At 68.6% G+C, this 20,589-nt stretch carries 21 protein-coding genes; 19 read left to right on the forward strand and 2 right to left on the reverse strand.

Features of this window, described 5'->3' with window-relative positions; all coding sequences use genetic code 11:
• Positions 1 to 15 precede the first annotated feature (15 nt).
• From ABEU20_RS17560 to ABEU20_RS17625, 14 genes are all read left to right on the forward strand, one after another.
• On the forward strand, positions 16 to 687 hold the full coding sequence (locus ABEU20_RS17560; RefSeq protein WP_420165669.1) for an HAD family hydrolase: 672 nt from the start codon (positions 16 to 18) through the stop codon (positions 685 to 687).
• A 109-nt stretch (positions 688 to 796) separates the two neighbouring features.
• Entirely contained in the window at positions 797 to 2,005 is a 1,209-nt protein-coding gene (locus ABEU20_RS17565; protein WP_420165670.1) for a globin domain-containing protein, read from the forward strand.
• A 78-nt stretch (positions 2,006 to 2,083) separates the two neighbouring features.
• Positions 2,084 to 2,959, forward strand: a complete 876-nt coding sequence (locus tag ABEU20_RS17570) for a glycosyltransferase family 2 protein (RefSeq protein ID WP_420165671.1) — start codon at positions 2,084 to 2,086, stop codon at positions 2,957 to 2,959.
• A 44-nt stretch (positions 2,960 to 3,003) separates the two neighbouring features.
• Positions 3,004 to 4,092, forward strand: a complete 1,089-nt coding sequence (locus ABEU20_RS17575; RefSeq protein ID WP_420165672.1) for a YihY/virulence factor BrkB family protein — start codon at positions 3,004 to 3,006, stop codon at positions 4,090 to 4,092.
• Positions 4,085 to 4,501, forward strand: coding sequence for a phage holin family protein (locus ABEU20_RS17580; protein ID WP_420165673.1), 417 nt, complete (start codon positions 4,085 to 4,087; stop codon positions 4,499 to 4,501). The genes ABEU20_RS17575 and ABEU20_RS17580 overlap by 8 nt, the downstream gene beginning before the upstream one ends.
• Positions 4,498 to 4,749: a DUF3618 domain-containing protein gene (locus ABEU20_RS17585; RefSeq protein WP_420165674.1), complete on the forward strand. Its 252-nt coding sequence runs from the start codon at positions 4,498 to 4,500 to the stop codon at positions 4,747 to 4,749. Before ABEU20_RS17580 ends, ABEU20_RS17585 begins: the two co-directional genes overlap by 4 nt.
• 423 nt (positions 4,750 to 5,172) lie before the next feature.
• On the forward strand, positions 5,173 to 5,973 hold the full coding sequence (locus ABEU20_RS17590) for a nuclease-related domain-containing protein (protein ID WP_420165675.1): 801 nt from the start codon (positions 5,173 to 5,175) through the stop codon (positions 5,971 to 5,973).
• A 75-nt stretch (positions 5,974 to 6,048) separates the two neighbouring features.
• Entirely contained in the window at positions 6,049 to 6,384 is a 336-nt protein-coding gene (locus ABEU20_RS17595; RefSeq protein WP_420165676.1) for a histone-like nucleoid-structuring protein Lsr2, read from the forward strand.
• 3 nt (positions 6,385 to 6,387) lie between these two features.
• A complete protein-coding gene (locus ABEU20_RS17600; RefSeq protein ID WP_420165677.1) occupies positions 6,388 to 7,209 on the forward strand; it encodes a hypothetical protein in 822 nt (273 codons plus the stop codon).
• A gap of 138 nt (positions 7,210 to 7,347) precedes the next feature.
• The gene (locus tag ABEU20_RS17605; RefSeq protein WP_420165678.1) at positions 7,348 to 7,806 is read left to right on the forward strand and encodes a MarR family winged helix-turn-helix transcriptional regulator; all 459 of its coding nucleotides are present in this window, start codon (positions 7,348 to 7,350) and stop codon (positions 7,804 to 7,806) included.
• On the forward strand, positions 7,803 to 9,128 hold the full coding sequence (locus ABEU20_RS17610) for an MFS transporter (RefSeq protein ID WP_420165679.1): 1,326 nt from the start codon (positions 7,803 to 7,805) through the stop codon (positions 9,126 to 9,128). The genes ABEU20_RS17605 and ABEU20_RS17610 overlap by 4 nt, the downstream gene beginning before the upstream one ends.
• A gap of 33 nt (positions 9,129 to 9,161) precedes the next feature.
• The gene (locus ABEU20_RS17615) at positions 9,162 to 10,223 is read left to right on the forward strand and encodes a DNA polymerase III subunit beta family protein (RefSeq protein WP_420165680.1); all 1,062 of its coding nucleotides are present in this window, start codon (positions 9,162 to 9,164) and stop codon (positions 10,221 to 10,223) included.
• A gap of 16 nt (positions 10,224 to 10,239) precedes the next feature.
• Positions 10,240 to 10,731 carry a hypothetical protein gene (locus tag ABEU20_RS17620; RefSeq protein ID WP_420165681.1) on the forward strand — a complete coding sequence of 164 codons (492 nt, stop codon included), beginning with the start codon at positions 10,240 to 10,242 and terminating at the stop codon, positions 10,729 to 10,731.
• A 38-nt stretch (positions 10,732 to 10,769) separates the two neighbouring features.
• The gene (locus ABEU20_RS17625; RefSeq protein ID WP_420165682.1) at positions 10,770 to 11,453 is read left to right on the forward strand and encodes a YceI family protein; all 684 of its coding nucleotides are present in this window, start codon (positions 10,770 to 10,772) and stop codon (positions 11,451 to 11,453) included.
• On the opposite strand, the gene ABEU20_RS17630 is transcribed toward ABEU20_RS17625, so the two are convergent.
• Complete coding sequence (locus ABEU20_RS17630) at positions 11,385 to 12,347, reverse strand: sterol desaturase family protein (RefSeq protein WP_420165683.1); 963 nt, start codon at positions 12,345 to 12,347, stop codon at positions 11,385 to 11,387. The two genes, ABEU20_RS17625 and ABEU20_RS17630, sit on opposite strands and share 69 nt — an antisense overlap.
• A gap of 125 nt (positions 12,348 to 12,472) precedes the next feature.
• Between ABEU20_RS17630 and ABEU20_RS17635 the strand changes: the two genes are divergently transcribed.
• A complete protein-coding gene (locus tag ABEU20_RS17635) occupies positions 12,473 to 12,928 on the forward strand; it encodes an RrF2 family transcriptional regulator (RefSeq protein WP_420165684.1) in 456 nt (151 codons plus the stop codon).
• On the opposite strand, the gene ABEU20_RS17640 is transcribed toward ABEU20_RS17635, so the two are convergent.
• Positions 12,925 to 13,689, reverse strand: coding sequence for a class I SAM-dependent methyltransferase (locus ABEU20_RS17640; protein ID WP_420165685.1), 765 nt, complete (start codon positions 13,687 to 13,689; stop codon positions 12,925 to 12,927). The genes ABEU20_RS17635 and ABEU20_RS17640 overlap by 4 nt on opposite strands.
• A 162-nt stretch (positions 13,690 to 13,851) precedes the next feature.
• On the opposite strand from ABEU20_RS17640, the gene ABEU20_RS17645 reads away from it, so the two are divergent.
• The 4 genes from ABEU20_RS17645 (at position 13,852) to ABEU20_RS17660 (ending at position 20,588) form a co-directional block, all read left to right on the forward strand.
• Positions 13,852 to 14,451: a TetR/AcrR family transcriptional regulator gene (locus tag ABEU20_RS17645; RefSeq protein WP_420165686.1), complete on the forward strand. Its 600-nt coding sequence runs from the start codon at positions 13,852 to 13,854 to the stop codon at positions 14,449 to 14,451.
• A 29-nt stretch (positions 14,452 to 14,480) separates the two neighbouring features.
• The gene (locus ABEU20_RS17650) at positions 14,481 to 16,829 is read left to right on the forward strand and encodes an MMPL family transporter (RefSeq protein ID WP_420165687.1); all 2,349 of its coding nucleotides are present in this window, start codon (positions 14,481 to 14,483) and stop codon (positions 16,827 to 16,829) included.
• Between the two features lie 100 nt (positions 16,830 to 16,929).
• On the forward strand, positions 16,930 to 18,663 hold the full coding sequence (locus ABEU20_RS17655) for an ABC transporter ATP-binding protein (protein ID WP_420165688.1): 1,734 nt from the start codon (positions 16,930 to 16,932) through the stop codon (positions 18,661 to 18,663).
• Complete coding sequence (locus ABEU20_RS17660; RefSeq protein WP_420165689.1) at positions 18,660 to 20,588, forward strand: ABC transporter ATP-binding protein; 1,929 nt, start codon at positions 18,660 to 18,662, stop codon at positions 20,586 to 20,588. Before ABEU20_RS17655 ends, ABEU20_RS17660 begins: the two co-directional genes overlap by 4 nt.
• Position 20,589 lies beyond the last annotated feature (1 nt).

Consider the following 20,589-nt stretch of genomic DNA (forward strand, 5'->3'; position numbering starts at 1 on the left):
GGAGTGCGAATTCCGATGTCCAACCTGCCTGCTGCGGTGCTGTTCGATATCGACGGCACCCTGGTCGACTCGAACTATCTACACGCCGACGCGTGGCACCGCGCGTTCACCGAGACGGGACTGACCGTGCCGACGTGGCGGATCCATCGCGCGATCGGCATGGACGGGTCCACCCTGATCCGCGACGTGTGCCCGGGAATCGACGACGCGACTGCGGACCGTGTGGACGAACTGCACTCCCGCTTCTACAAGGACGACGCCGACCAGTTGCGGCTGTTGCCGGGTGCCCGGGAGATCCTCGCCCAGTTGCACGAGGCCGGGTTGCGAGTGGTGTTGGCGACGTCCGCGCCGGCCGACGAACTGGCCATCCTGCGCCGGCTCCTCGACAGTGAATCCGTGCTGTACGCGGTGACGAGCGGCGAGGACGTCGACACCGCGAAGCCCGATCCCACGATCGTGCAGATCGCACTCGACCGCGCCGGGACGGACACGGGCAGGGCCGTGTTCGTGGGCGACAGCGTGTGGGACATGCGTGCGTGCCAGGCACTGGGACTGCCCACGATCGGCGTCCTCAGCGGAGGGATCTCGCGCGGGGAACTGGGCGACGCGGGCGCCGATCACTGCTGTGACGACGTCGACGCATTGCGCAACGAACTCGATCGCAGTCCGTTGGCCCACCTGCTCTGAGATCCGCGTGCCGGGGACTGAGTGCGGTCGGCCCAGCGGATTGCCTGCGGTACGCGGATCGGTGATGCTGTAGGCCGTACCGGTTGGTCTCGAAAGGTCTGTATCCGTGATGCCTGGCACCGTCGCCGCGAAGCCCGCCCCGACGCACGCTTCCCCGCTCTCGCCGGAGGCCTTCACCGTCGTCGAGGCGACGCTCCCGTTGGTCGGCGAACACCTGGGGGAGATCAGTCGACGCCTCTACCGGCATCTGTTCGAGAGCGTCCCGGCACTGGCTGCGGACCTGTTCAACCGAACCAACCAGGAGAGCGGGGAGCAGCAGAAGGCGCTGGCAGGGGCGATCGCGGCCTTCGCCACCCTGCTGGTCACGGAGGACGCCCCCGCCATCGATCGCGTGATGTCACGGATTGCCGCCAAGCACGCGTCGCTGGGGATCGTGCGCCTGCACTACGACCTCGTCCATCGGGCGCTGTTCCGGGCGCTGCCCGAAGTCCTGGGTGATGCGGTGACGCCGGCGGTGGCCGCGGCGTGGGACGAGGTGTACTGGTTGATGGCCGAGTCGCTGATCGCGCAGGAGACGGCGATCTACGATCGCGCGCCCGTCCCCTCCGGGCGGGTGTGGCAGATTCTCACCGTCGTCGAACGTCGTGAGGACGCGCCGGGCGTGTGGACGTTCACCCTCGCCGGCGGCGCCGGAACTCCGATGGCGAACTGGTCTGCCGGACAGTATGTTTCGGTGGCAATGCTGGTCGACGGCGCCCGCCAGATCCGGCAGTACACCCTGATGGCTGGAGAACGTCCGGACACGTGGGACATCACGGTCGATCCGATGCCGGGTGGGCTGGTGTCGACCGAACTGGTCACGGCCGTGGGTGTCGGATATCCACTGACGGTGTCGTTTCCCTGCGGCACGCCGTACCCGATCCCGAACGATCATCCGCTGGTGCTCGGTTCGTCCGGTGTCGGGTCCGCGCTCACCGTCGCGGTGCTGCAGCGGTTGATTGCGGCCCGGGACACTCGCCCGGTCACCGTGGTCCACGTCGACAGCTCCGCGACCGGGTTCGCGCACCGGCGCCGGATCGAGGCGCTGCTCGCGGCGTATGCCGGGCGCTCGTCGCTGGACGCCTACTACGTCGACGAGCCCGAGACCGCGGTTCCGCTGCTGCGGGAGCGCGAGTGGCACCGCGACGCGGAGGTGTACCTCTGCGGCTCGGCGAAGTTCATGCGGCAGGTCCGCCGGGTCGCAGTGGTCGCGGGCGTCGTGCCGGAGAAGATCCACTACGAGGTGTTCAGCCCGGATTCGTGGTTCGGCTTCGACTGAGCGCGGGGGATTCCGAGGCACGGTCGGACGCCGAGGAGTTGCCATGCAGGGCCTCGGCGGGTCCGGTATACGGGAAGCATGACGTCTGCACATGCGCTGTCGGTCATCGTGCCCACCTTCAACGAGGAGAACTACATCGGCGCCTGCCTGGAGGCGCTGCTGAGGGAGGAGGAACTCCTCCACGAGATCCTGGTCGTCGACAACAACTCCACCGATCGCACCGTCGAGATCGTCGAGCGAATCGCTGTCTCCCACCCTGCCGTCAGGTTGGTCCGGGAGCCCACTCCCGGTGCGGTGCACGCCCGCAACACCGGCTTCGACGCTGCCACCGGCGACATCCTCGGACGCATCGACGCAGATACGCGCGTCGGCGAAGGGTGGGCGCGGACCGTTCTGGACTACTTCGGGCGTACCGACACCGAGTCGGTGGGCGCCGTGACCGGGCTGAGCAATTCGTACGACTCGCCGTACCGCAGCCTCAAGGGCTGGTACATGCGCCGACTGGTGTCGAAGGGCCTGCTCGGCAACGAGCAACGGATTCGGAATCTGCACGGCGCCAACATGGCTCTGCGTCGAACCACGTGGGAACGAGTGAAGTCGGCGACGAGCGTCGATCCCGGTGTGCACGAGGACGCCGATCTGGCCCTGTGCATCTGCGCCGCCGGCACCGAGATCGCCCAGCTGTCGCAGATGCGCGCGGACGTCTCCCCGCGTCGGGCGCTGACCCCGCCCGGCGAGTTCTCGCACTACCTGCGGGCCGGGATCAGAACCCTCGAGCGGCACGGGGCGATGACGCCCCAGCATCGCCGGCTCCTGCGACTGCACTGGTTCACCCACCTCGGCGCCTACCTGGCGTACCGCCCGTACGATCCGGACCGGCACCGGTTCACCGTGCGCCGCTTGATCTTCGGTGGACCGCCTCGTACCATGCCGGTTTCCGCTGCGGTGGCGTAGCGGCGGCCTGTTTACACATCGGGGACGCCGGGTAACTCCCGAAGATGACAGCTCGCGACGATCTACACGCCGCGCGCCCAGAGGAGCGCGGCGCAGACGAGGCGGTGGAGCCGGATTCACCGGACGATCTCACCAAGCGCTCCTGGATGTACGTGCTCCGCAAGACGGCGCGGGAGTTCGGCACCGACCAGTGCACGGATCTCGCCGCCGCCCTCACCTACTACGCCGTTCTGGCACTGTTCCCCGCGCTGCTGGTGATCGTCTCCCTGCTCGGCGTCTTCGGGCAGGGGCAGCGCACCGTGGACGCGGTGATGGAGATGGTCGGGCAGCTCGGTCCCACCAATGCGGTGGACACGCTGCGTGAACCGGTCGAACAACTCGTCGCAGCTCCGTCCGCGGGGATCGCCCTGGTCATCGGTGTGCTCGGTGCTCTGTGGTCGGCTTCCGGCTACGTGGGCGCGTTCGCCCGTGCGATGAACCGGATCTACGAGATCGAAGAGGGCCGGCCCATCTGGAAGCTGCGCCCCCTCATGTTCGTGGTGACCGCATTCTGTCTCGTGGCGGTGGGGGCGTCGGGGCTGATGCTGGTGATCAGTGGCCCGGTCGCCCGTTCCGTCGGAGATGTTCTCGGCTTGGGCGGGGCCGCCGTCACGGCCTGGAACATCGCGAAGTGGCCGGTGCTGCTGCTCGTGGTCGGCGTGCTCGTGGCGGTGCTGTACTACGTGACACCGAACGTGTCCCAGCCGAAGTTCCGCTGGATCAGCCCCGGCGCGGCGATCGCGATCGTCGTCTGGATCGGCGCGTCGGCGCTGTTCGCCGTCTACGTGTCGAATTTCGCGAGCTACAACAAGACCTACGGTTCCCTGGCCGGCGCGGTGGTGTTCCTGCTGTGGCTGTGGATCACCAACCTGGCGCTGCTGTTCGGGGCCGAATTCGATGCAGAACTCGAGCGGGGCCGGGAACTGCAGGCGGGGCTGCCCGCGGAGAAGTCCATCCAGTTGCCGCCCCGCGACACGCGTGACATCGAGAAGCGCGAGAAGCAACGCACCCGGGACGTCGAGGACGGTCGCCGTCTTCGCCTGTCCCATTCCACGACATCGACAGCAGAAGGGAAGGGAAGTGACGATGGCTGACGCGATGGGTCCCCGAGAAGCCGACCCGCACGAACTGTCCACTGCTCAGCTGACCGAGCGCCTCGCCAACCAGGTGTCGGCGCTGGTGCGCACGGAGATCACCAATGCCGTCGAGGAAGTGAAGACGAAAGGCACGCGGATGGGAATCGGTGCCGGGATCTCCGGCGCCGGACTGATGCTGGTCTACCTCGGTGTCGGGGCGCTGATCGCAACCGCGATCCTCGGGTTGGCCACGGCGCTCGATCCGTGGCTGGCCGCGCTGATCGTCTCCCTGGTGGTGCTCGCCGTCGGCGGGATCCTGGCCGCCGTGGGCGCGGCCCGCGCGAAGAATGCCGCACCACCCGTGCCCGCAGACACCGCCGACAGCGTCCGCCGCGACGTACAAGCCGTGAAAGGAACAGTGCGATGACCGGACCCGGAGGCAGTGACGAGTCGCAGCTCGACGTCGATCGCCAGCGCGCCGAACTTGCCGAAACGGTAGAGGAGCTCACTCACCGAGTGGACGTGCCGGCGCGCACCAAGGCTGCGGTCCACGAGAAGTCCGATGCCGCGGTCGAGCTCGCCCGTCGACGAGCCCCCGCGCTGGCCGTCGTGGCCGGTGTGGGCGTCACGCTGCTTCTCCTGCGGGCCTTGCTGAAACGCAGGCGGCGGCACTGACCCACCCGGTACGACTGGGCCCCCGGCGATCTCGCCGGGGGCCCAGTGCCGTGAATCCGAAGCCCGAAACTTAGACCGGGTTCTCGACGGAGGTGTTCAGCTGGAACCCGGCGGAGCCGACCCGCAGACCCAGATTGAGGATGACGGCGAAGAGATCGTTGACACTCAGCATTTCGATACTCCCTGTCTGACAGTGGAACTGAACCGAATGGACGGCTTGAAACTTATCAACCTTTTGGTTCGGTTTCACGGCAGGGGTCACGGACGTGTACCTCCCTCTCGCCGGAGGCGCGTTCTCGCTCGGGAACGAGTTCGGCCATTCCGGGGACCGGGCGCCGTCCGCGGTGATATTCGTCCGTTGTGAGCGATGGTGCGGATGTGGTGGTGACGCGGTGGCGGCGGTACGGGCACGATCGCCTTTACATGCGCGCACCCGACGGTACCGATCTCGGGTGGTGGGACCTCGACGCCGGGCGGCCCCACGCGCGGACCCCGCAACGTGAGGACGCGGTGACGGCTGCCGCCGCAGCCTGGCAGTCCGACCAACACGAGGTTCGGTGCGCCCGTGACATCGCACCTGCAGCCGTCGAACCGGTGCGATCCGCCCAGGACCTCGCCGACGCGAGGCCGGGTGCAGCGGCCCGTGCCCGTGCCCGGGCCGCGCGCGACGCGGCGCCGGCGAAGACGTTCTTCGCGCGACTCCTCGGGGTCCGCACCGAGGAGCGGGCCTGGCGAATCGGCGCCGACGGCGAGGAAGCGGTTGCGGCCCGAATTGCCCGGGTGGTGCGCAAGGACCCGCGGTGGCACGTGCTCCACGCGATTCCCGTCGGCGTCCGGGGTAGCGACATCGACCATCTCGTCGTCGGGCCCGGCGGCGTCTACACCGTCAACGCCAAGCACCATCCGCGCGCGAACATCTGGGTAGCGGGCAACGCTTTCCTGGTGAACGGCACCAAGCAGCCATACATCCGGAACAGTCGTCATGAAGCGGCGCGGGCCGCGAAACTGCTCACTGCGGCGTGTGGGTTCGACGTCCCCGTCGAACCCGTCATCGTCACGGTGAATGCCCAGGCGGTCACCCTGAAGAGCCCACCGGACGGGGTCCACGTTGTACAGCGGATGCACTTCGCGCGTTGGCTCTTGCGGCGGAAGGACGTGCACCCGACCGTAGCCGTCGACGCCGTCTACGAAGCCGCGCGGCGGTCCACGACGTGGCAACCGTGATCCGCGTCGGATTGTGTGCGGGGTTGTCCCGTAGGCTTCCGATGCAGCTTGGTTGGTGAACCTCGGGAGTAACACGTGGCACAGAAGGTAATTGTCGAGCTCATCGATGATCTTGATGGTGAGCCCATCGACGCGGGCGGCGAAACGATCAGCTTCGCGGTCAACGGGGTCGAGTACACCATCGACCTCAACGACAAGAACGCCACCGAGTTCCATCGCAAGATGGACTACTACATCCGGCACGCCTCCAAAGTGGGCGGTCGCCAGAAGCCCCGCGCCGCGGCCACTCCCGCGACCGACGGTGCGAGCACCCAGGAGATCCGCGAATGGGCGTCCCGCAACGGCTTTGCCGTTTCTACCCGCGGGCGCATCTCGCGTGAGATCGCCGAGGCGTTCGCGGCCGCGCACTGACCCATGACCACCGTCAGTGACAACGAGGCGGCGAAGGCGGCGGCCGATTCGCCCGACGTCGACCCGCAGTCCGAACCCGCCGCGGTCGAGGAGGCCGACGGCGCGGCCGATCAGGCGTCGGACTACTCGCACGGGGACCCCATCCGGGTGTTCCTGTACGACATCCCCAACGACGGCGGCGAGTGGACCGCCCGCTACGAGCAGGGGATCAAGCGCATCCGCGCCAAGAAGGTGAGCCCCGGGGTCTACCTGGACCTGCTGCACCGGGTGTTCCCCAAGCACGAGGTGCTGGTCAAGGGCGAACTGCTCAGCGTCAAGACACGGCCGCACCCCGACGACCCGAAGGTGCTCACCGAGGTCACCCTGCTGGTGTACCTCGCGACCGAGGTGGCGCTGTTCAAGGCGTTCCTCGCGTGGGCGGGCGGCGACGTGGCACCGATCCGGATCACGCCCGAGAAACTCGACGACGTGGCCCGGAAGGTCCACAACGACGTCTACCGCATCCACCTGTTCAAGCAGCGCCTGGTGACCGCGGGCATCGAGGACCCGGCCGAACTCGACGAGGACGTGGCCCGGCCGCTCGAGGTCATCAAGAGCGAGATCGACGCCATCCAGGATCTGCGGATCTCGGTCAAGCGCTATCGCGACCGGGTGATCCAGGCCAAGCGTGAACGCGTCGTGAAGGAGAGCCAGAACCTCGTCGGCAACATCGAGATGGCCACGTGGGACTCGGTGCAGCGCCGCGAGGAGATGGTCGTGATGCGCGAGTGGGTGGACAACCAGCAGCGCGTCCTGCCGATCGGCAAGGCCGTCAAGCTGACCTGATCTCCGATACCGAAACCGCGAAGGGCCCCTCCCGATCTCGATCGGGAGGGGCCCTGTCGTCTGTGCCGCCCGTGAGGGGTGGGGAATCCGCACCCCAGGGTGTATGCTTGCCGATAAGCAAGTAAATAGGAGGTGTGTGTGACGAGCCTGTTCGACGACGACGAGGTGTCCCGGCTGCGGGTGGCACTCGGCCGCATCTCGCGGCAGGTCGATCGCCAGACGTCGGGCGGTGAGCTGACCAAGACGCAGTTCTCGATCCTGACGACCGCGGTGCGGCGGGGGCCGATCCGGGCCAGTGAGATGGCCGAGATCGAGACCCTCAATCCCACGATGCTCTCGCGCATGATCGGCAAGATGGAAGCCGCCGGGCTGCTGATGCGTTCGGCGCACCCCGACGACGGACGTGCCGTCGTGGTGTCCGCGACCTCGGAGGGGATCGCCCTGCACACCGAGTTGCGTGACAAGCGCACCCGGCTGTTCGCCGACTACCTCGGCCAACTTCCCGAGACGGAGACCCAGGACCTGCTCGACGCCCTACCCGCCCTCGAGGCCCTCGGCGAACGGATGTGTCAGGCCCGGGCCACGGCCCGCTCATGACGGCGGCCGCGAAACTCGGGCGCCAGACCTTCGCGGCGCTGGCCAATCGAAACTACCGGCGTTTCATCGGCGGGCAGGGCATCTCGCTCGTCGGCACCTGGATGCAGACCGTCGCGCAGTCCTGGCTGGTCCTCGAGCTCACCGGATCCGGTACCGCGATCGGTGTCGTCGTCGCGCTGCAGACCCTGCCGATCCTGCTCCTCGGCCCGTACGGTGGCGTCATTGCCGACCGGACGGACAAGCGCCGCTTGATGATCGGGCTGCAGTCCATCATGGGTGTGCAGGCGCTGCTGCTCGGCATCCTCACGATCACCGGCACCGTGCAGTTGTGGCACGTCTACGTGCTCGCGCTGCTGCTCGGGCTGAATCAGTGCTTCGAAAACCCTGCGCGGCAATCGTTCCTGCTCGAAATGGTGGGCCCGGAGGATCTGCGCAACGCGGTCAGCCTCAATTCGACGCTCGTCAGCGTGTCCCGCATCGTCGGGCCCGCGGTGGCCGGTGTGACCATCGCGGCGGGCGGCCTGGGCGTGTGCTTCCTGATCAACGCCGCCAGCTTCGTCGCGGTGGTCAGTTCGCTGCTGCGGCTGGACACTTCGGCGCTGCATCGGTCCGCTCCGGCGGAGCGGGCCCGCGGTCAGCTGCGGGAGGGGCTGCGCTACGTGCGCGGTAACCGGAACCTCGCGGTGCCGCTGCTGATGATGGCGTTCATCGGTTGCCTCGCGTTCGAGTTCCAGGTGGTGCTCCCGATCGTCGCCGACCAGACCTTCGGTGCGGGCTCCCAGGCGTACGGCTTCATGACGGCCGCGATGGGCATCGGCTCGGTGTGCGGCGGTCTGCTCGTCGCCACGTGGGGCCGCACCGGCACCCGGGTGTTGATCGTCGCCGCGGCGGCGTTCGGTTTCACGCTGGTCGCGGCGGCGGCCGCGCCGACTCTTGCACTCGAACTCGTCGCGCTGGCCCTGGTCGGTGCGGTGAGCATCGCGTTCAACTCCACCACCAACAGCACCCTCCAACTCGAGGCCGACCCGCAGATGCGTGGCCGCGTCATGGCGCTGTGGTCCACGGCGTTCATGGGATCGACCGCGATCGGCGGCCCCGTCGCCGGCTGGGTCAGCCAGCAGTGGGGCGGGCGCGCCGGACTGTTGTTGGGCGCGATCACCTGCCTCGTCGTGGCGCTGGTCGCGTGGATCGTGATCGGTCGCGGCAAGGACGTGACCGCCCAGACCACGCCGATCACCGAGGATCCGGAGGCGCACACCGTCGAGAACCCCGCGGTGTCGGAGGATCCTGCGGAGGCGGCGGCGCGCAATCGCGCGGCTTGACCTTCGACCTGGTCGAGACTTCATGATGGCGGGGTGAACGCCCCCGGACCCGACGACCTGGTCACGATCGGCGCCTTCGCGCGCGCCACCGGCCTGACCCCGAGCGCGCTGCGGTTCTACGACGACAGCGGACTGCTCGCCCCGGCACACATCGACCCCGCGACCGGGTATCGGTACTACGCCGCGGCGCAGCGCGCGCGGGCGTCGACGATCCGCCGGCTGCGGGCGATCGACGTGCCGTTGGACGTGGTGACGCGCGTCCTCGCCGCCGACCCGGACGAGGCGTCGCAGTTGCTCGACGCGCACGTGCGGGTCCTGCAGGAGCGGGCCGCGGACGCCGCCGCCGAGGCCGAGGCGGTGAAGGCGGCCCTCGCGCTCGGGCGGCGGCACCCGCGCGTGGCGCTGCCGGGACGGTTGCTCGCCGATGCGGTGGAGCGGGTCCTGCCCGCGGTGTCGGAGGATCCCGAGTTCCCGGTCCTGACCGGTATATTCGTCGAACTCAGCGGCGCCGCCGTCACCGTGACCGCGACCGATCGGTATCGTCTGTCGACCCGCAGCCTCGCTGTGGCCGGAAACGCGTCCCCGTGGTCCGCGGTACTCCCCGCGCGCGCACTCGCCGCCCTCGTCCCGTGGTTCGCCGGATCCGCGGATCTCGCGCTCGAGCGGCAGGACGACACGGTGGTCCTCTCGGTGGATGGCGAGGAGAGGCGGTGCGCCGTGCTGCCCGGCTCGTTCCCCGACTACGCGGCGATGCTGGCCGCGCTGCCGCCGGCCAGCACCCGCGTGGTGGTCGCGCGCGATGAACTGCTCGGCGTCGTCGAGGGCTTACCCGCCGGGACGATCCGGTGTGTGGTCGCCCCGCACGGGATCGCGGTCGGGACGTCGGCCGGCCCGGAGCGGTGGCTCGATGCCCGCGTCACCGGCCCCGGCCCCGAGCTGTTCTTCCGGCGCGACAACCTCCGGTCGGCCCTCGTGACGGCTGTCGGCCCCGACCTCATGCTCGACATCTCGGCCGCCGACATGCCCGTCGTCATCCGCTCCGCGACCGACGGCGACCTCACCACCCTCGCGATGCCGACCGCGTCGGGCACATAGAGAGACAGGACGATTCATGACGACATCCGATCGGACGATGGACGCGATCACAGCCGCGGTGACCCGCGGCCGCGAGGGCGACACCGCCGCCGCCAGATCCGCGCTGCTGGGCCTGTGGGCCGAGATCACCCCCACCGGTGATCCGTTCCATCGCTGCACGCTCGCGCACTACCTCGCCGATCTGCACGACGATCCGGCGCAGGCGCTGGTGTGGGACGTCCGGGCGCTCGACGCCGCCGATGCGCTCACGAACGACCGCGTCCGGGAACACCACGCGGGCCTGGCGGTGCGCGGGTTCTATCCGTCGCTGCATCTCAATCTCGCCGACAACTTCCGACGGCTCGGCTCGTTCGACGCCGCGCGTGCGCATCTCGACGCCGCCGCCGAGTACGTCGACGCGCTCGGTGACGACCCCTACGGAGCGATGATCCGGACGGCGCTCGACGAGATCGCCGCCGACGTCCGCGGTGGATCGACCGCGCGCCGGGCGTCGGCGCCGGGATCGTAGCTGTGGCGCATCCACCGTCTCGCTCATAGTCTGTGCCGGTGAAGAAGTGGTGGATCATCGGTGGGGCGGTCGTCGTGGTTCTCCTGGGAGTCCTCGCGGGCCCCTGGATCTACGGTCAGTTCTTCGCCGAGGACGACGCGCCGGCCGCCTCGGTGTCCACCGAGGGCGCGCAGGCCGCCACCGGTTCGGTCGACGGTCAGTGGGCCGTCGGGCCGGGGGAGGGCGCCAACAAGACCGCTGCCGGCTACACGGTGTCCGAGATCCTCAACGGCGCACGGGTCACCGTCGTCGGCACCACGGACCAGGTCAACGGAAACGTCGGCATCGCCGGCGAGAAGCTGACCTCTGCCGAGGTCGTCGTGCAGGTCGCCGGCATCGCCACCGACAATGCGCGTCGGGACGGCCAGTTCCGCGGCAACGTGATGGACGCCGAGACCTACCCGACCGCGAAGTTCGCCCTCACCACGCCGGTCGATCTCGCGTCGCTGCCCACCGACGGCACCGCCGCCACCGTGAAGGCGGACGGAACGCTCACACTCAAGGACCAGACCCGGCCGGTGAGCGTCGACGTGAAGGTGCTGCACACCGGTGACACGCTCGTCGCGTCGGGCAGCATCCCCGTCACGTGGACCGACTACGGGATCACGCCGCCGTCACTGGGATTCGTGACTGTCGACGGCAACGGCACGGTCGACTTCCTGGTGAGCCTGGCCCGCGCCTGACGGTGCCCACCCGGGAGGCCCGAACACGTAGCCGAGGCGATCGCGCCACGACTGCGCGGCCCGGACGTCGCGTCCGATCGCGGCGTACTCGTGCGTCTGCAGTTTCCAGATGTCGTAGGTACCGACCGGCTTCGTCAACCCGTACGTGGGGCGCTGCTGCTCGGCCGCGAAGGTCCCGAACATCCGGTCCCAGACGATGAGGATGCCGGCGTAGTTGCGGTCGAGGTACTCGGGATCGCAGCCGTGGTGCACGCGGTGGTGTGACGGGGTGTTGAACACGAATTCGACGGGCCGGGGCAACTTGTCGACCCGCTCGGTGTGCACGAAGAACTGGTAAACCAGGCTCACCGAGAACCCCACGAAGATCATCCACGGCGGAATGCCGATCAGCGGCAACGGGATCCACACGAGGATCTCGCCGCTGTTGTTCCACTTCTGCCGCAAGGCCGTGGCGAAGTTGAAGTACTCGCTCGAATGGTGCGCCTGATGCGTCGCCCAGATCAACCGGATCCGGTGCGCCATGCGGTGATACGCGTAGTAGAGCAAGTCGATGCCGACCAGCAGGATCACCCACGTGTACCAGGCGTTCGGCGGCAGGTGCCACGGGGCGAGGTAGACCCAGATCGCCGAGTAGCCGATCAGCGCCAGGAACTTCCAGAACGCGGTGGTCGCGATCGACACCAGGCCCATCGAGATCGACGCCCGCGCGTCCCGGAACTCGTAACCGGCCGTCGGCGGGTAGGCGCGGCCGTCGCGGATCTCGGTCTCCTCGAGCCTGCGGGCCGCGAACCACTCGAGCCCGAGGAACACGACGAACGCCGGGATCGCGAGGGTGACCGGATCCCCCAGCGGTTCGAGCAGCGATCCCCACGCCGTGGTGAGGGTCTCCCACATGTTGCCTCCGAGATGTCGAGCGCACCTGCCCGGGAATCTACTCCGCGCGGTGACCTGGGTCACCACCGCGACGTCGGTGGGTAACGTCTGGGGCGAATCGGCGTCGAATCGGATCGGGGGGCGGGGTGCACATCTCGGCACGGGTGGACTGCGCGGTGCGCGCCCTCGTCGACCTCGCGGCCGCGGCGCCGGCCCTGGTGAAGGCCGACGCGCTGTCCGCGTCGCAGACGATCGCGCCCAAGTTCCTCGAGGCCGTGCTCGCGGACCTGCGCCGCGGCGGCCTGGTCGACAGCCGGCGCGGACCCGACGGCGGCTACCGGCTGACCCGACCCGCCGCCGAGATCACGATCGCCGACGTCATCCGCACCGTCGAGGGCCCGCTGGCGTCGGTGCGCGGGGAGCGGCCGGAGGACGTCACGTACGACGGGGCCGCCGAGTCGCTGCAGCAGGTGTGGATCGCGGTCCGTGTCAACCTGCGCACGGTGCTCGAGGGTGTCACGATCGCCGACGTCGCCGCCGGGGCGTTGCCCGCTTTCGTCGACGACCTCACCGCGGATCCCGGGGCCTGGCGCCGGCGCTAGTGGTGCACGCGCAGGTCGGCGCGCATCTGCGTGAACCGGAACAACCCCTCCCGGCCCGACACCTCCTCGTACGCGCGTACCCAGTCCTCGAGGAAGTGGGGCCGGTCCTCGGGGGCCAGGCGTCCCGTCCACGCCTCGGCGCCGTTGCTGCACCACGCGGCCAACGCGTCGTGCGTGCCGAAGTCCCACGTCACGTCGTGCACCGACAGTTCGGTCACGCGTAGGCCCGCCGCTGCCGCGAGGTCGGGATAGCCGTCGGGGTCGACGTGGACGAACGGGGGAGTGAACCCGGCGAACCGGTCCACCCGACGCGGAGAGCCGGCCACCTCCATCGCGACGGTCTCGAGGCTGGGCCTCTCGCCGGCGCACACCACCTGGATCAGCACACGGGCATCCGGTCGGGCCGCGGCGGCGATCGATCCGAGCGCGCGCTGCTGCTCGACCACCCAGTGCAGTGCGTTGAACGACACCACGACGTCGAACTCGCCGCGGAACGGCAGGTCGCGGGCGTCGGCCAGCACGAATTGCACGTTCGGCGAGCCGGTCCCCGCCTTCGCGATCATCCGCGGGGACGCGTCGACGCCCACTGCGCGGCCGTCGGGCAGGCGCTCGGCGAGCAGGCGGGTGACGAACCCGTCCCCGCAGCCGACGTCGAGCACGCGGTCGTCGGGTTTCAGGTCCAGACCGGCGATCGCGCGGGTCGCCATCGCCCGCTGCAGATCGCTGGTCCGTGCGTACTGTTCGCCGTCCCAATCGGGCATCGTCGCCGCCGTTCGGTGGTCCGCCGGGTATCCGATCAGCGTAGGCCGCGAGCGGTGCGTCTGTGACCCCGATCACCCACTTCGAAACGGTGTGCTCAATCCCACAAAGGTGCACTCGACTGCAACATTGCAGAGGTCTGCAATTTCGGTACCTTCGATGGAGTGGGTGAAGAACTCGGACTCCGTGACCGCAAGAAGGCGGCGACGCGCATTGCGCTCAGCGAGGCCGCCGCGCGCCTCGCGATGGAGCGTGGCATCGAACTCGTCACCGCGGACATGATCGCGTCCGACGCCGGTGTCTCGGTCCGCACGTTTCACAACTACTTCTCCTGCAAGGAAGAAGCCGTTCTCCATCATCTCGAGGCCGAGGTTCTCGAGTGGGCGGGATGGCTGCGCGAACGTCCCGTGGACGAGCCCATCCTCGATTCGCTCGAGTGGATCGTCGTGCGGGCCCTCGTCACCGGTGACCACGAACTCGAGAAGATGCAGGCGCTGGCCGATCTCATCGACTCGAGTCCCACTCTTCTCGCCAAGAAGATGGAGATGCACGTTCGACTCACGCCGATGCTCGACGAGGTCATCGCCGAGCGTACCGGCGCCACCGGCCTGTACCCGAGCCTGCTGCAGACGGTGGTCGGCGCCGCCGTCAAGGCGTCCCTCGACCTGTGGATGAGCGGTCGCTCGTCCGCCGACAAACCCGAGCAGCTCGTCCACGAAGCGTTCGACCACCTGCGGTCCGGCCTCGCAGTGCCCACCAGCTAGACCCGCACCCGATCACGAAGGAGCCTTCCATGGCCACCTATCTCTACCGGATCGGCCGATTCGCCTACCGGCGAAAAGGCACGGTCCTGTCCATCTGGCTGGCCATCCTCGTGCTCATGGGGGTCGGCGCCGCGACGCTGTCGGGACCGACCAACGACTCGTTCTCCATTCCCGGGACCCCGGCGCAGGAGGCGCAGGATCTGATGGCCGAGCGGTTCCCGGCCTCGGCCAAGGACCCGTTCAGCTCCATCTCCGCCCGGTACGTCTTCGCGGCGCCGGAGGGCCAGACCCTCGACAGCCCGGAGAACCAGGCCGCGATGGACAAGACCCTGGCCGAGATCCGCGGCATCGACCTCGTCGACCCGGCCGCCAAGGTCGACCCGGCCACCGCGTCTCCCGAGGCGGCTCAGGGTGCGCTGGTCAATCCGGTGGTCGCCGACGCCAGCCTCACCCAGATGGTGACGGCGCAGGCCGAGGAGGCGGGCACGCCCGTCGACGTCGCGCTGGCGAACGCGGCGGCACTGTCCCCGCTGAGCCCGGACAAGACGGTCGGCTACGTCGAGGTCCCGTTCAGCGGTGACTTCAAGGACGTCACCACCGAACTGACCGAGAAGGTGGACGCCGCCGCGCAGGTCGCCCGCGACGCCGGACTGACCGTCAAGCTCAGCGGTACCGCGGCCCAGGCTCCGGAAGCGCCGGGCGGATCCGCCGAGTTGATCGGCCTCGCCGTCGCAGCCGTGGTCCTGCTGCTCACGTTCGGGTCCCTCGTCGCCGCCGGCCTTCCGCTGATCGCCGCGATCATCGGCGTCGGCATCGGCAGCCTCGGCATCACCGTCGCCACCGGATTCACCGAACTCGGATCGATGACCCCGACGCTCGCGGTGATGATCGGCCTCGCGGTGGCCATCGACTACTCCCTGTTCATCGTCTCCCGTTTCAAGCACGAGGTCAGCGTCAGCGGTAATCGTGAGGAGGCGGCGGGCCGCGCAGTGGGCACCGCCGGTTCGGCCGTCGTGTTCGCCGGCCTGACGGTGATCATCGCGCTCGTGGCGCTGCGCGTCGTCGGCATCAAGTTCCTCAGCGACATGGGCATGGCGGCAGCGTTCGCCGTGTTCGTCGCGGTGCTGGTCGCGCTCACCTTCCTCCCGGCCTTCCTCGGACTCCTGGGCCGCAAGGCATTTGCCGGCAAGGTGCCGTTCGTCAAGGCGCCGGATCCGGAAGCGGAGGACGCGGTCCCCGGCCCGGCCACCCGCTACGCCCGCTGGGTCGCACGCAAGCCTGCTATCCCGCTGATCGCCGGCATCGTCGTCCTCGGCGCCCTGGCGCTGCCCGCGGCCGGGCTCAAGTTGGCGCTGCCGTCCGAGAGCACCGGCGACCCCGCCACCAGCTCGCGGCAGGCGTACGACCTGGTGTCGGACGCGTTCGGTCCCGGCCGCAACGCCCCGCTGCTCGTCGTCGTCGACGCCAAGGACGCCACCGTCCCGGCGCCGGAGGCCTTCGGTGAGGTGGTCCGGACCATCTCGGCGCAGGACGACGTCGTCAATGCCCAGATCGTGGCGATGAACCCGGACGGCGACACCGCACAGATCCTGGTGACGCCCGGCAGTGCCCCGACCGACGAGAAGACCATCGACCTGATGCAGTCCATCCGGGACGGTGAGGGCGCGCTCAACGAACAGATCGGCGTCCACTACGGCGTCACCGGCCAGACCGCGCTCGAGACCGACGTCTCGGACCGCCTGCTCGACGCCCTGGTGCCGTACCTGATCATCGTGGTCGGGCTCGCGTTCATCCTGCTGATGCTGGTGTTCCGCTCGATCCTGGTGCCGCTGACCGCGGCCCTGGGCTTCCTGCTCAGCGTCGCGGCCACCTTCGGCGCCACCGTCGCGATCTTCCAGGAGGGCTGGGGCGGGCTGATCGCCAACCCGCAGCCTCTGGTCAGCTTCATGCCGATCTTCCTGATCGGCGTGGTGTTCGGTCTCGCGATGGACTACCAGGTGTTCCTGGTGACGCGGATGCGCGAGGAGTACGTGCACGGCGCGTCCGCCAAGGGCGCCATGACGATCGGCTTCAGCCACGGCGCCCGCGTGGTGGCCGCCGCCGCGCTGATCATGATCTCGGTGTTCGGCGCCTTCATGCTCGAGCCCAACTCGTTCATCAAGTCGATCGGTTTCGCGCTCGCCGCGGCCGTGCTCTTCGACGCGTTCGTCGTCCGCATGGTCCTCATCCCCGCGGTGATGGCACTGCTCGGCGACAAGGCGTGGTGGCTGCCCAAGTGGCTCGACAAGATCCTGCCGAACGTCGACATCGAGGGCGAGAAGCTGGCTCGCGCGCTACCGCGGGACAAGCACGAACTCGAAGACACCCCGGTCTCCTAGAAGCGACCGTGAACATTCGATGAAGAGGGAGGGATCGGGCCCCGGGATATGGGCTCGATCCCTCCTTTTTCGTCCTTCCGATTGGTAACCTTCGCAAACCATGCTGATCAGACTCCTCGGCACCTATCTGGGGCCCTACAAGCGCGACCTCGCCGGCGTCATCTTCCTCCAACTCGTCGCTACCGGCGCTGCGCTGTATCTCCCCAGCGTCAACGCCGACCTGATCGACAACGGAGTGGCGACCGGTGACACCGGCTACATCATGACGGCCGGCGGCAAGATGCTGCTCGTGACGCTGGTGCAGATCGTCTGCTCCATCGGATCGGTCTTCTTCGGTGCCCGGGCGGCGATGGGCTTCGGCCGCGACGTGCGTGCCTCGATCGTCGGCCGCGCCCGGTCGTTCTCGTCCCGCGAGTTCGGCCGTTTCGGCGCCCCGTCGCTCATCACCCGCAGCACCAACGACGTGCAGCAGGTGCAGATGATGGTGGTGCTGAGCGCCACCATCCTGGTGATGGCGCCGATCATGTGCGTCGGCGGCATCATCATGGCGATCCGCGAGGACGCCGGGCTGTCGTGGATCCTCGCGGTGAGCGTCCCACTGCTCGCGCTGACCATGATCGTGATGATCACCAAGCTGGTGCCGTCGTTCCGCACCATGCAGACGCGCATCGACGCGGTGAACCGGGTTCTGCGCGAACAGATCACCGGCATCCGGGTGGTGCGGGCGTTCGTGCGGGAACGCTCGGAGGCCGAACGGTTCGACGAGGCCAACGGCGCCCTCACCCAGACGGCCCTGCGGGTCGGCCGGATGACGGCGCTGATGATCCCGCTCGTGATGATGATCGCCAACCTCACCAGCGTCGCGGTGATCTGGTTCGGCGGCCACGAGATCGACAACGGCAGCATGGGTATCGGCTCGCTCACCGCGATGCTCAGCTACATCATGCAGATCCTCATGGCCGTGATGATGGCGTCGATGATCGCAATGCTCGCCCCGCGTGCGGCGGTGTGTGCCGAACGCATCACCGAGGTCCTCGACACCGAGCCGTCGGTACTGGCGCCGTCGAACCCGATCACGGTCATGGACCGTCCCGCGCTCGTCGAGCTGCGTGACGCGGAGTTCAAGTACCCCGGCGCCGACGAGCCCGTGCTGCGCGGCATCAGCTTCACCGCCGAACCCGGCAAGACCACCGCGATCATCGGTGCCACCGGCTCCGGCAAGACCACGCTGCTCGGGCTGATCCCGCGGCTCATCGACGTCACGTCGGGCGCGGTCACCGTGTCGGGTACCGACGTCCGCGAGCTCGATCCGGAGCTGCTGCGCTCCCACATCGGCCTGGTTCCGCAGAAGGCGTTCCTGTTCTCCGGCACCGTCGCGAGCAACCTCCGCTACGGCAAGCCCGACGCCACCGACGACGAGCTGTGGCAGGCGCTCGAGATCGCGCAGGCCGCCGACTTCGTCCGCGCCATGCCCGAGGGCCTGGAGACGCCGATCTCCCAGGGCGGCACGACCGTCTCCGGCGGACAGCGCCAGCGTCTCGCGATCGCCCGCGCGCTCGTGCGGCGGCCGTCGGTCTACCTGTTCGACGACTCCTTCTCGGCGCTCGATCTCACCACCGACGCCCGGCTGCGTGCGGCACTGCGACCCGAAACCGAGGATGCCTGCGTGATCATCGTGGCCCAGCGCGTCTCGACGATCGCCGACGCCGACCAGATCATCGTTCTCGAGGAGGGCGCGACCGTCGGCATCGGCACGCACGCGCAGTTGCTCGAGACGTGCGCGACATACGTGGAGATCGTCGAGTCCCAGCGTTCGGTTCAGGAGGCGCTGTGAGCACCGCGACCCAATCCTCACCCCCCATTCCCGGCGCCCCGGGGGCACCCGCCGCGAAGGCGGAGAACTTCGGCGCTTCGATGAAGCGCCTGCTCGGGCGGCTCGGTCCGCACCGATTGGCGGTGACGTTCGTCCTGATCCTCGCGGTGTCGAGCGTCGTGCTGTCGGTGATCGGCCCGCGCCTGATGGGCCACGCCACCAACATCATCTTCGACGGCGTCATCGGCCGGCAGCTGCCCGAGGGCCTGACCAAGGCCCAGGCGGTCGAGGGTCTGCGTGCGGCCGGCCAGAACCAGTTCGCCGACATGGTGTCCGGCATGGACGTCGTGCCCGGTGTCGGTATCGACTTCACCGAGGTCGGTCAGGTGCTCGCGCTGGTGTTGGCCCTGTACCTCGGGTCGGCGTTCGTGTCGTGGGCGGCCGCGTACCTGCTCAACAACATCGTGCAGGGTGTGGTGCGCCAGCTCCGCAACGACGTCGAGCGCAAGATCAACCGACTTCCGTTGCGGTACTTCGACACGACGTCGCGCGGTGACCTGCTCAGCCGCGTCACCAACGACATCGACAACGTCTCGCAGAGCCTGCAGCAGACGCTGAGCCAGCTGGTGATCGCGACGCTGAGCGTCATCGGCATCCTCGCGATGATGATCGTGATCTCGCCGCTGCTGGCCCTCATCGCGGTGCTCACCGTGCCGCTGTCGGCGATCGTCGCGGCCAAGATCGCGAAGCGGTCCAAGCCGCACTTCGCGGCGGTGTGGAAGACTACCGGTGAACTCAACGGACAGATCGAGGAGTCCCTCACCGGGCACGAGCTCGTCACCGCGTACGGCCGCGGCCGCGAGGTACAGGCCGAGTTCCAGGTGAAGAACGAGCAGCTCTACCAGTCGGGCTTCAAGGCACAGTTCATCTCGGGCATGGTGATGCCGGCGATCATGTTCCTGGGCAACCTGAACTACGTCGCGATCGCCGTGATCGGCGGTATGCGGGTCGCCTCGGGCACCATGAGCCTGGGTGACGTGCAGGCGTTCATCCAGTACTCGCGCCAGTTCACGCAGCCGCTCACGCAGATCGGTTCGATGGTCAACCTGCTGCAGTCGGGCATCGCGTCCGCCGAGCGTGTGTTCGCGGTCCTCGACGAGGAGGAGGAGTCCGACGATCCGGATCCCGCCGCCACCCCCGCGCAGGCCCGCGGCCGTGTGCAGTTCGAGGACGTCCGGTTCGGCTACGACGCGCAGACCCCGCTCATCGAGGGGCTCTCGCTCACCGCGGAGCCCGGCCAGATGGTCGCGATCGTCGGCCCCACGGGCGCCGGCAAGACGACGCTGGTGAACCTCATCATGCGGTTCTACGAGCTCGACGGCGGCCGGATCACCCTCGACGGCACCGACATCGCGCAGATGACCCGTGACGATCTGCGTTCGCGGATCGGCATGGTCCTGCAGGACACGTGGCTGTTCGGCGGCACCATCCGCGACAACATCGCGTACGGGCACCCGAACGCCACCGACGAGCAGGTCCGCGAGGCGGCCCGGATGAGCTACGTCGACCGCTTCGTGCACATGCTGCCCGACGGCTACGACACGGTCATCGACGAAGAGGGCAGCAACGTCAGTGCCGGCGAGAAGCAGCTCATCACGATCGCCCGCGCGTTCATCGCGCAGCCGTCCATCCTGATCCTCGACGAGGCCACCAGCTCGGTGGACACCCGCACCGAGCTGCTGGTGCAGCAGGCGACCGCGCTACTGCGCAGCGACCGGACGAGTTTCGTGATCGCGCACCGGTTGTCCACGATCCGCGACGCCGACCTGATCGTCGTCATGGAGGACGGACACATCGTCGAGCAGGGCAGCCACGACGCGTTGCTCGAGCGGCGCGGCGCGTACTTCAACCTGTACAACAGTCAATTCGTGGGAGCGGTGGACTGAC

It is taken from the genome of Rhodococcus parequi (genome assembly GCF_046042785.1).
GTDB lineage: Bacteria > Actinomycetota > Actinomycetes > Mycobacteriales > Mycobacteriaceae > Prescottella > Prescottella parequi.

Bases quoted from the DNA above. Each gene is read 5' to 3' on its own strand.
- ABEU20_RS17560 (WP_420165669.1), top strand. From the start codon at position 16: ATGTCCAACCTGCCTGCTGCGGTGCTGTTCGATATCGACGGCACCCTG.
- ABEU20_RS17565 (WP_420165670.1), top strand. From the start codon at position 797: ATGCCTGGCACCGTCGCCGCGAAGCCCGCCCCGACGCACGCTTCCCCG.
- ABEU20_RS17570 (WP_420165671.1), top strand. From the start codon at position 2,084: ATGACGTCTGCACATGCGCTGTCGGTCATCGTGCCCACCTTCAACGAG.
- ABEU20_RS17575 (WP_420165672.1), top strand. From the start codon at position 3,004: ATGACAGCTCGCGACGATCTACACGCCGCGCGCCCAGAGGAGCGCGGC.
- ABEU20_RS17580 (WP_420165673.1), top strand. From the start codon at position 4,085: ATGGCTGACGCGATGGGTCCCCGAGAAGCCGACCCGCACGAACTGTCC.
- ABEU20_RS17585 (WP_420165674.1), top strand. From the start codon at position 4,498: ATGACCGGACCCGGAGGCAGTGACGAGTCGCAGCTCGACGTCGATCGC.
- ABEU20_RS17590 (WP_420165675.1), top strand. From the start codon at position 5,173: ATGCGCGCACCCGACGGTACCGATCTCGGGTGGTGGGACCTCGACGCC.
- ABEU20_RS17600 (WP_420165677.1), top strand. From the start codon at position 6,388: ATGACCACCGTCAGTGACAACGAGGCGGCGAAGGCGGCGGCCGATTCG.
- ABEU20_RS17610 (WP_420165679.1), top strand. From the start codon at position 7,803: ATGACGGCGGCCGCGAAACTCGGGCGCCAGACCTTCGCGGCGCTGGCC.
- ABEU20_RS17620 (WP_420165681.1), top strand. From the start codon at position 10,240: ATGACGACATCCGATCGGACGATGGACGCGATCACAGCCGCGGTGACC.
- ABEU20_RS17630 (WP_420165683.1), bottom strand. From the start codon at position 12,347: ATGTGGGAGACCCTCACCACGGCGTGGGGATCGCTGCTCGAACCGCTG.
- ABEU20_RS17640 (WP_420165685.1), bottom strand. From the start codon at position 13,689: ATGCCCGATTGGGACGGCGAACAGTACGCACGGACCAGCGATCTGCAG.
- ABEU20_RS17650 (WP_420165687.1), top strand. From the start codon at position 14,481: ATGGCCACCTATCTCTACCGGATCGGCCGATTCGCCTACCGGCGAAAA.
- ABEU20_RS17655 (WP_420165688.1), top strand. From the start codon at position 16,930: ATGCTGATCAGACTCCTCGGCACCTATCTGGGGCCCTACAAGCGCGAC.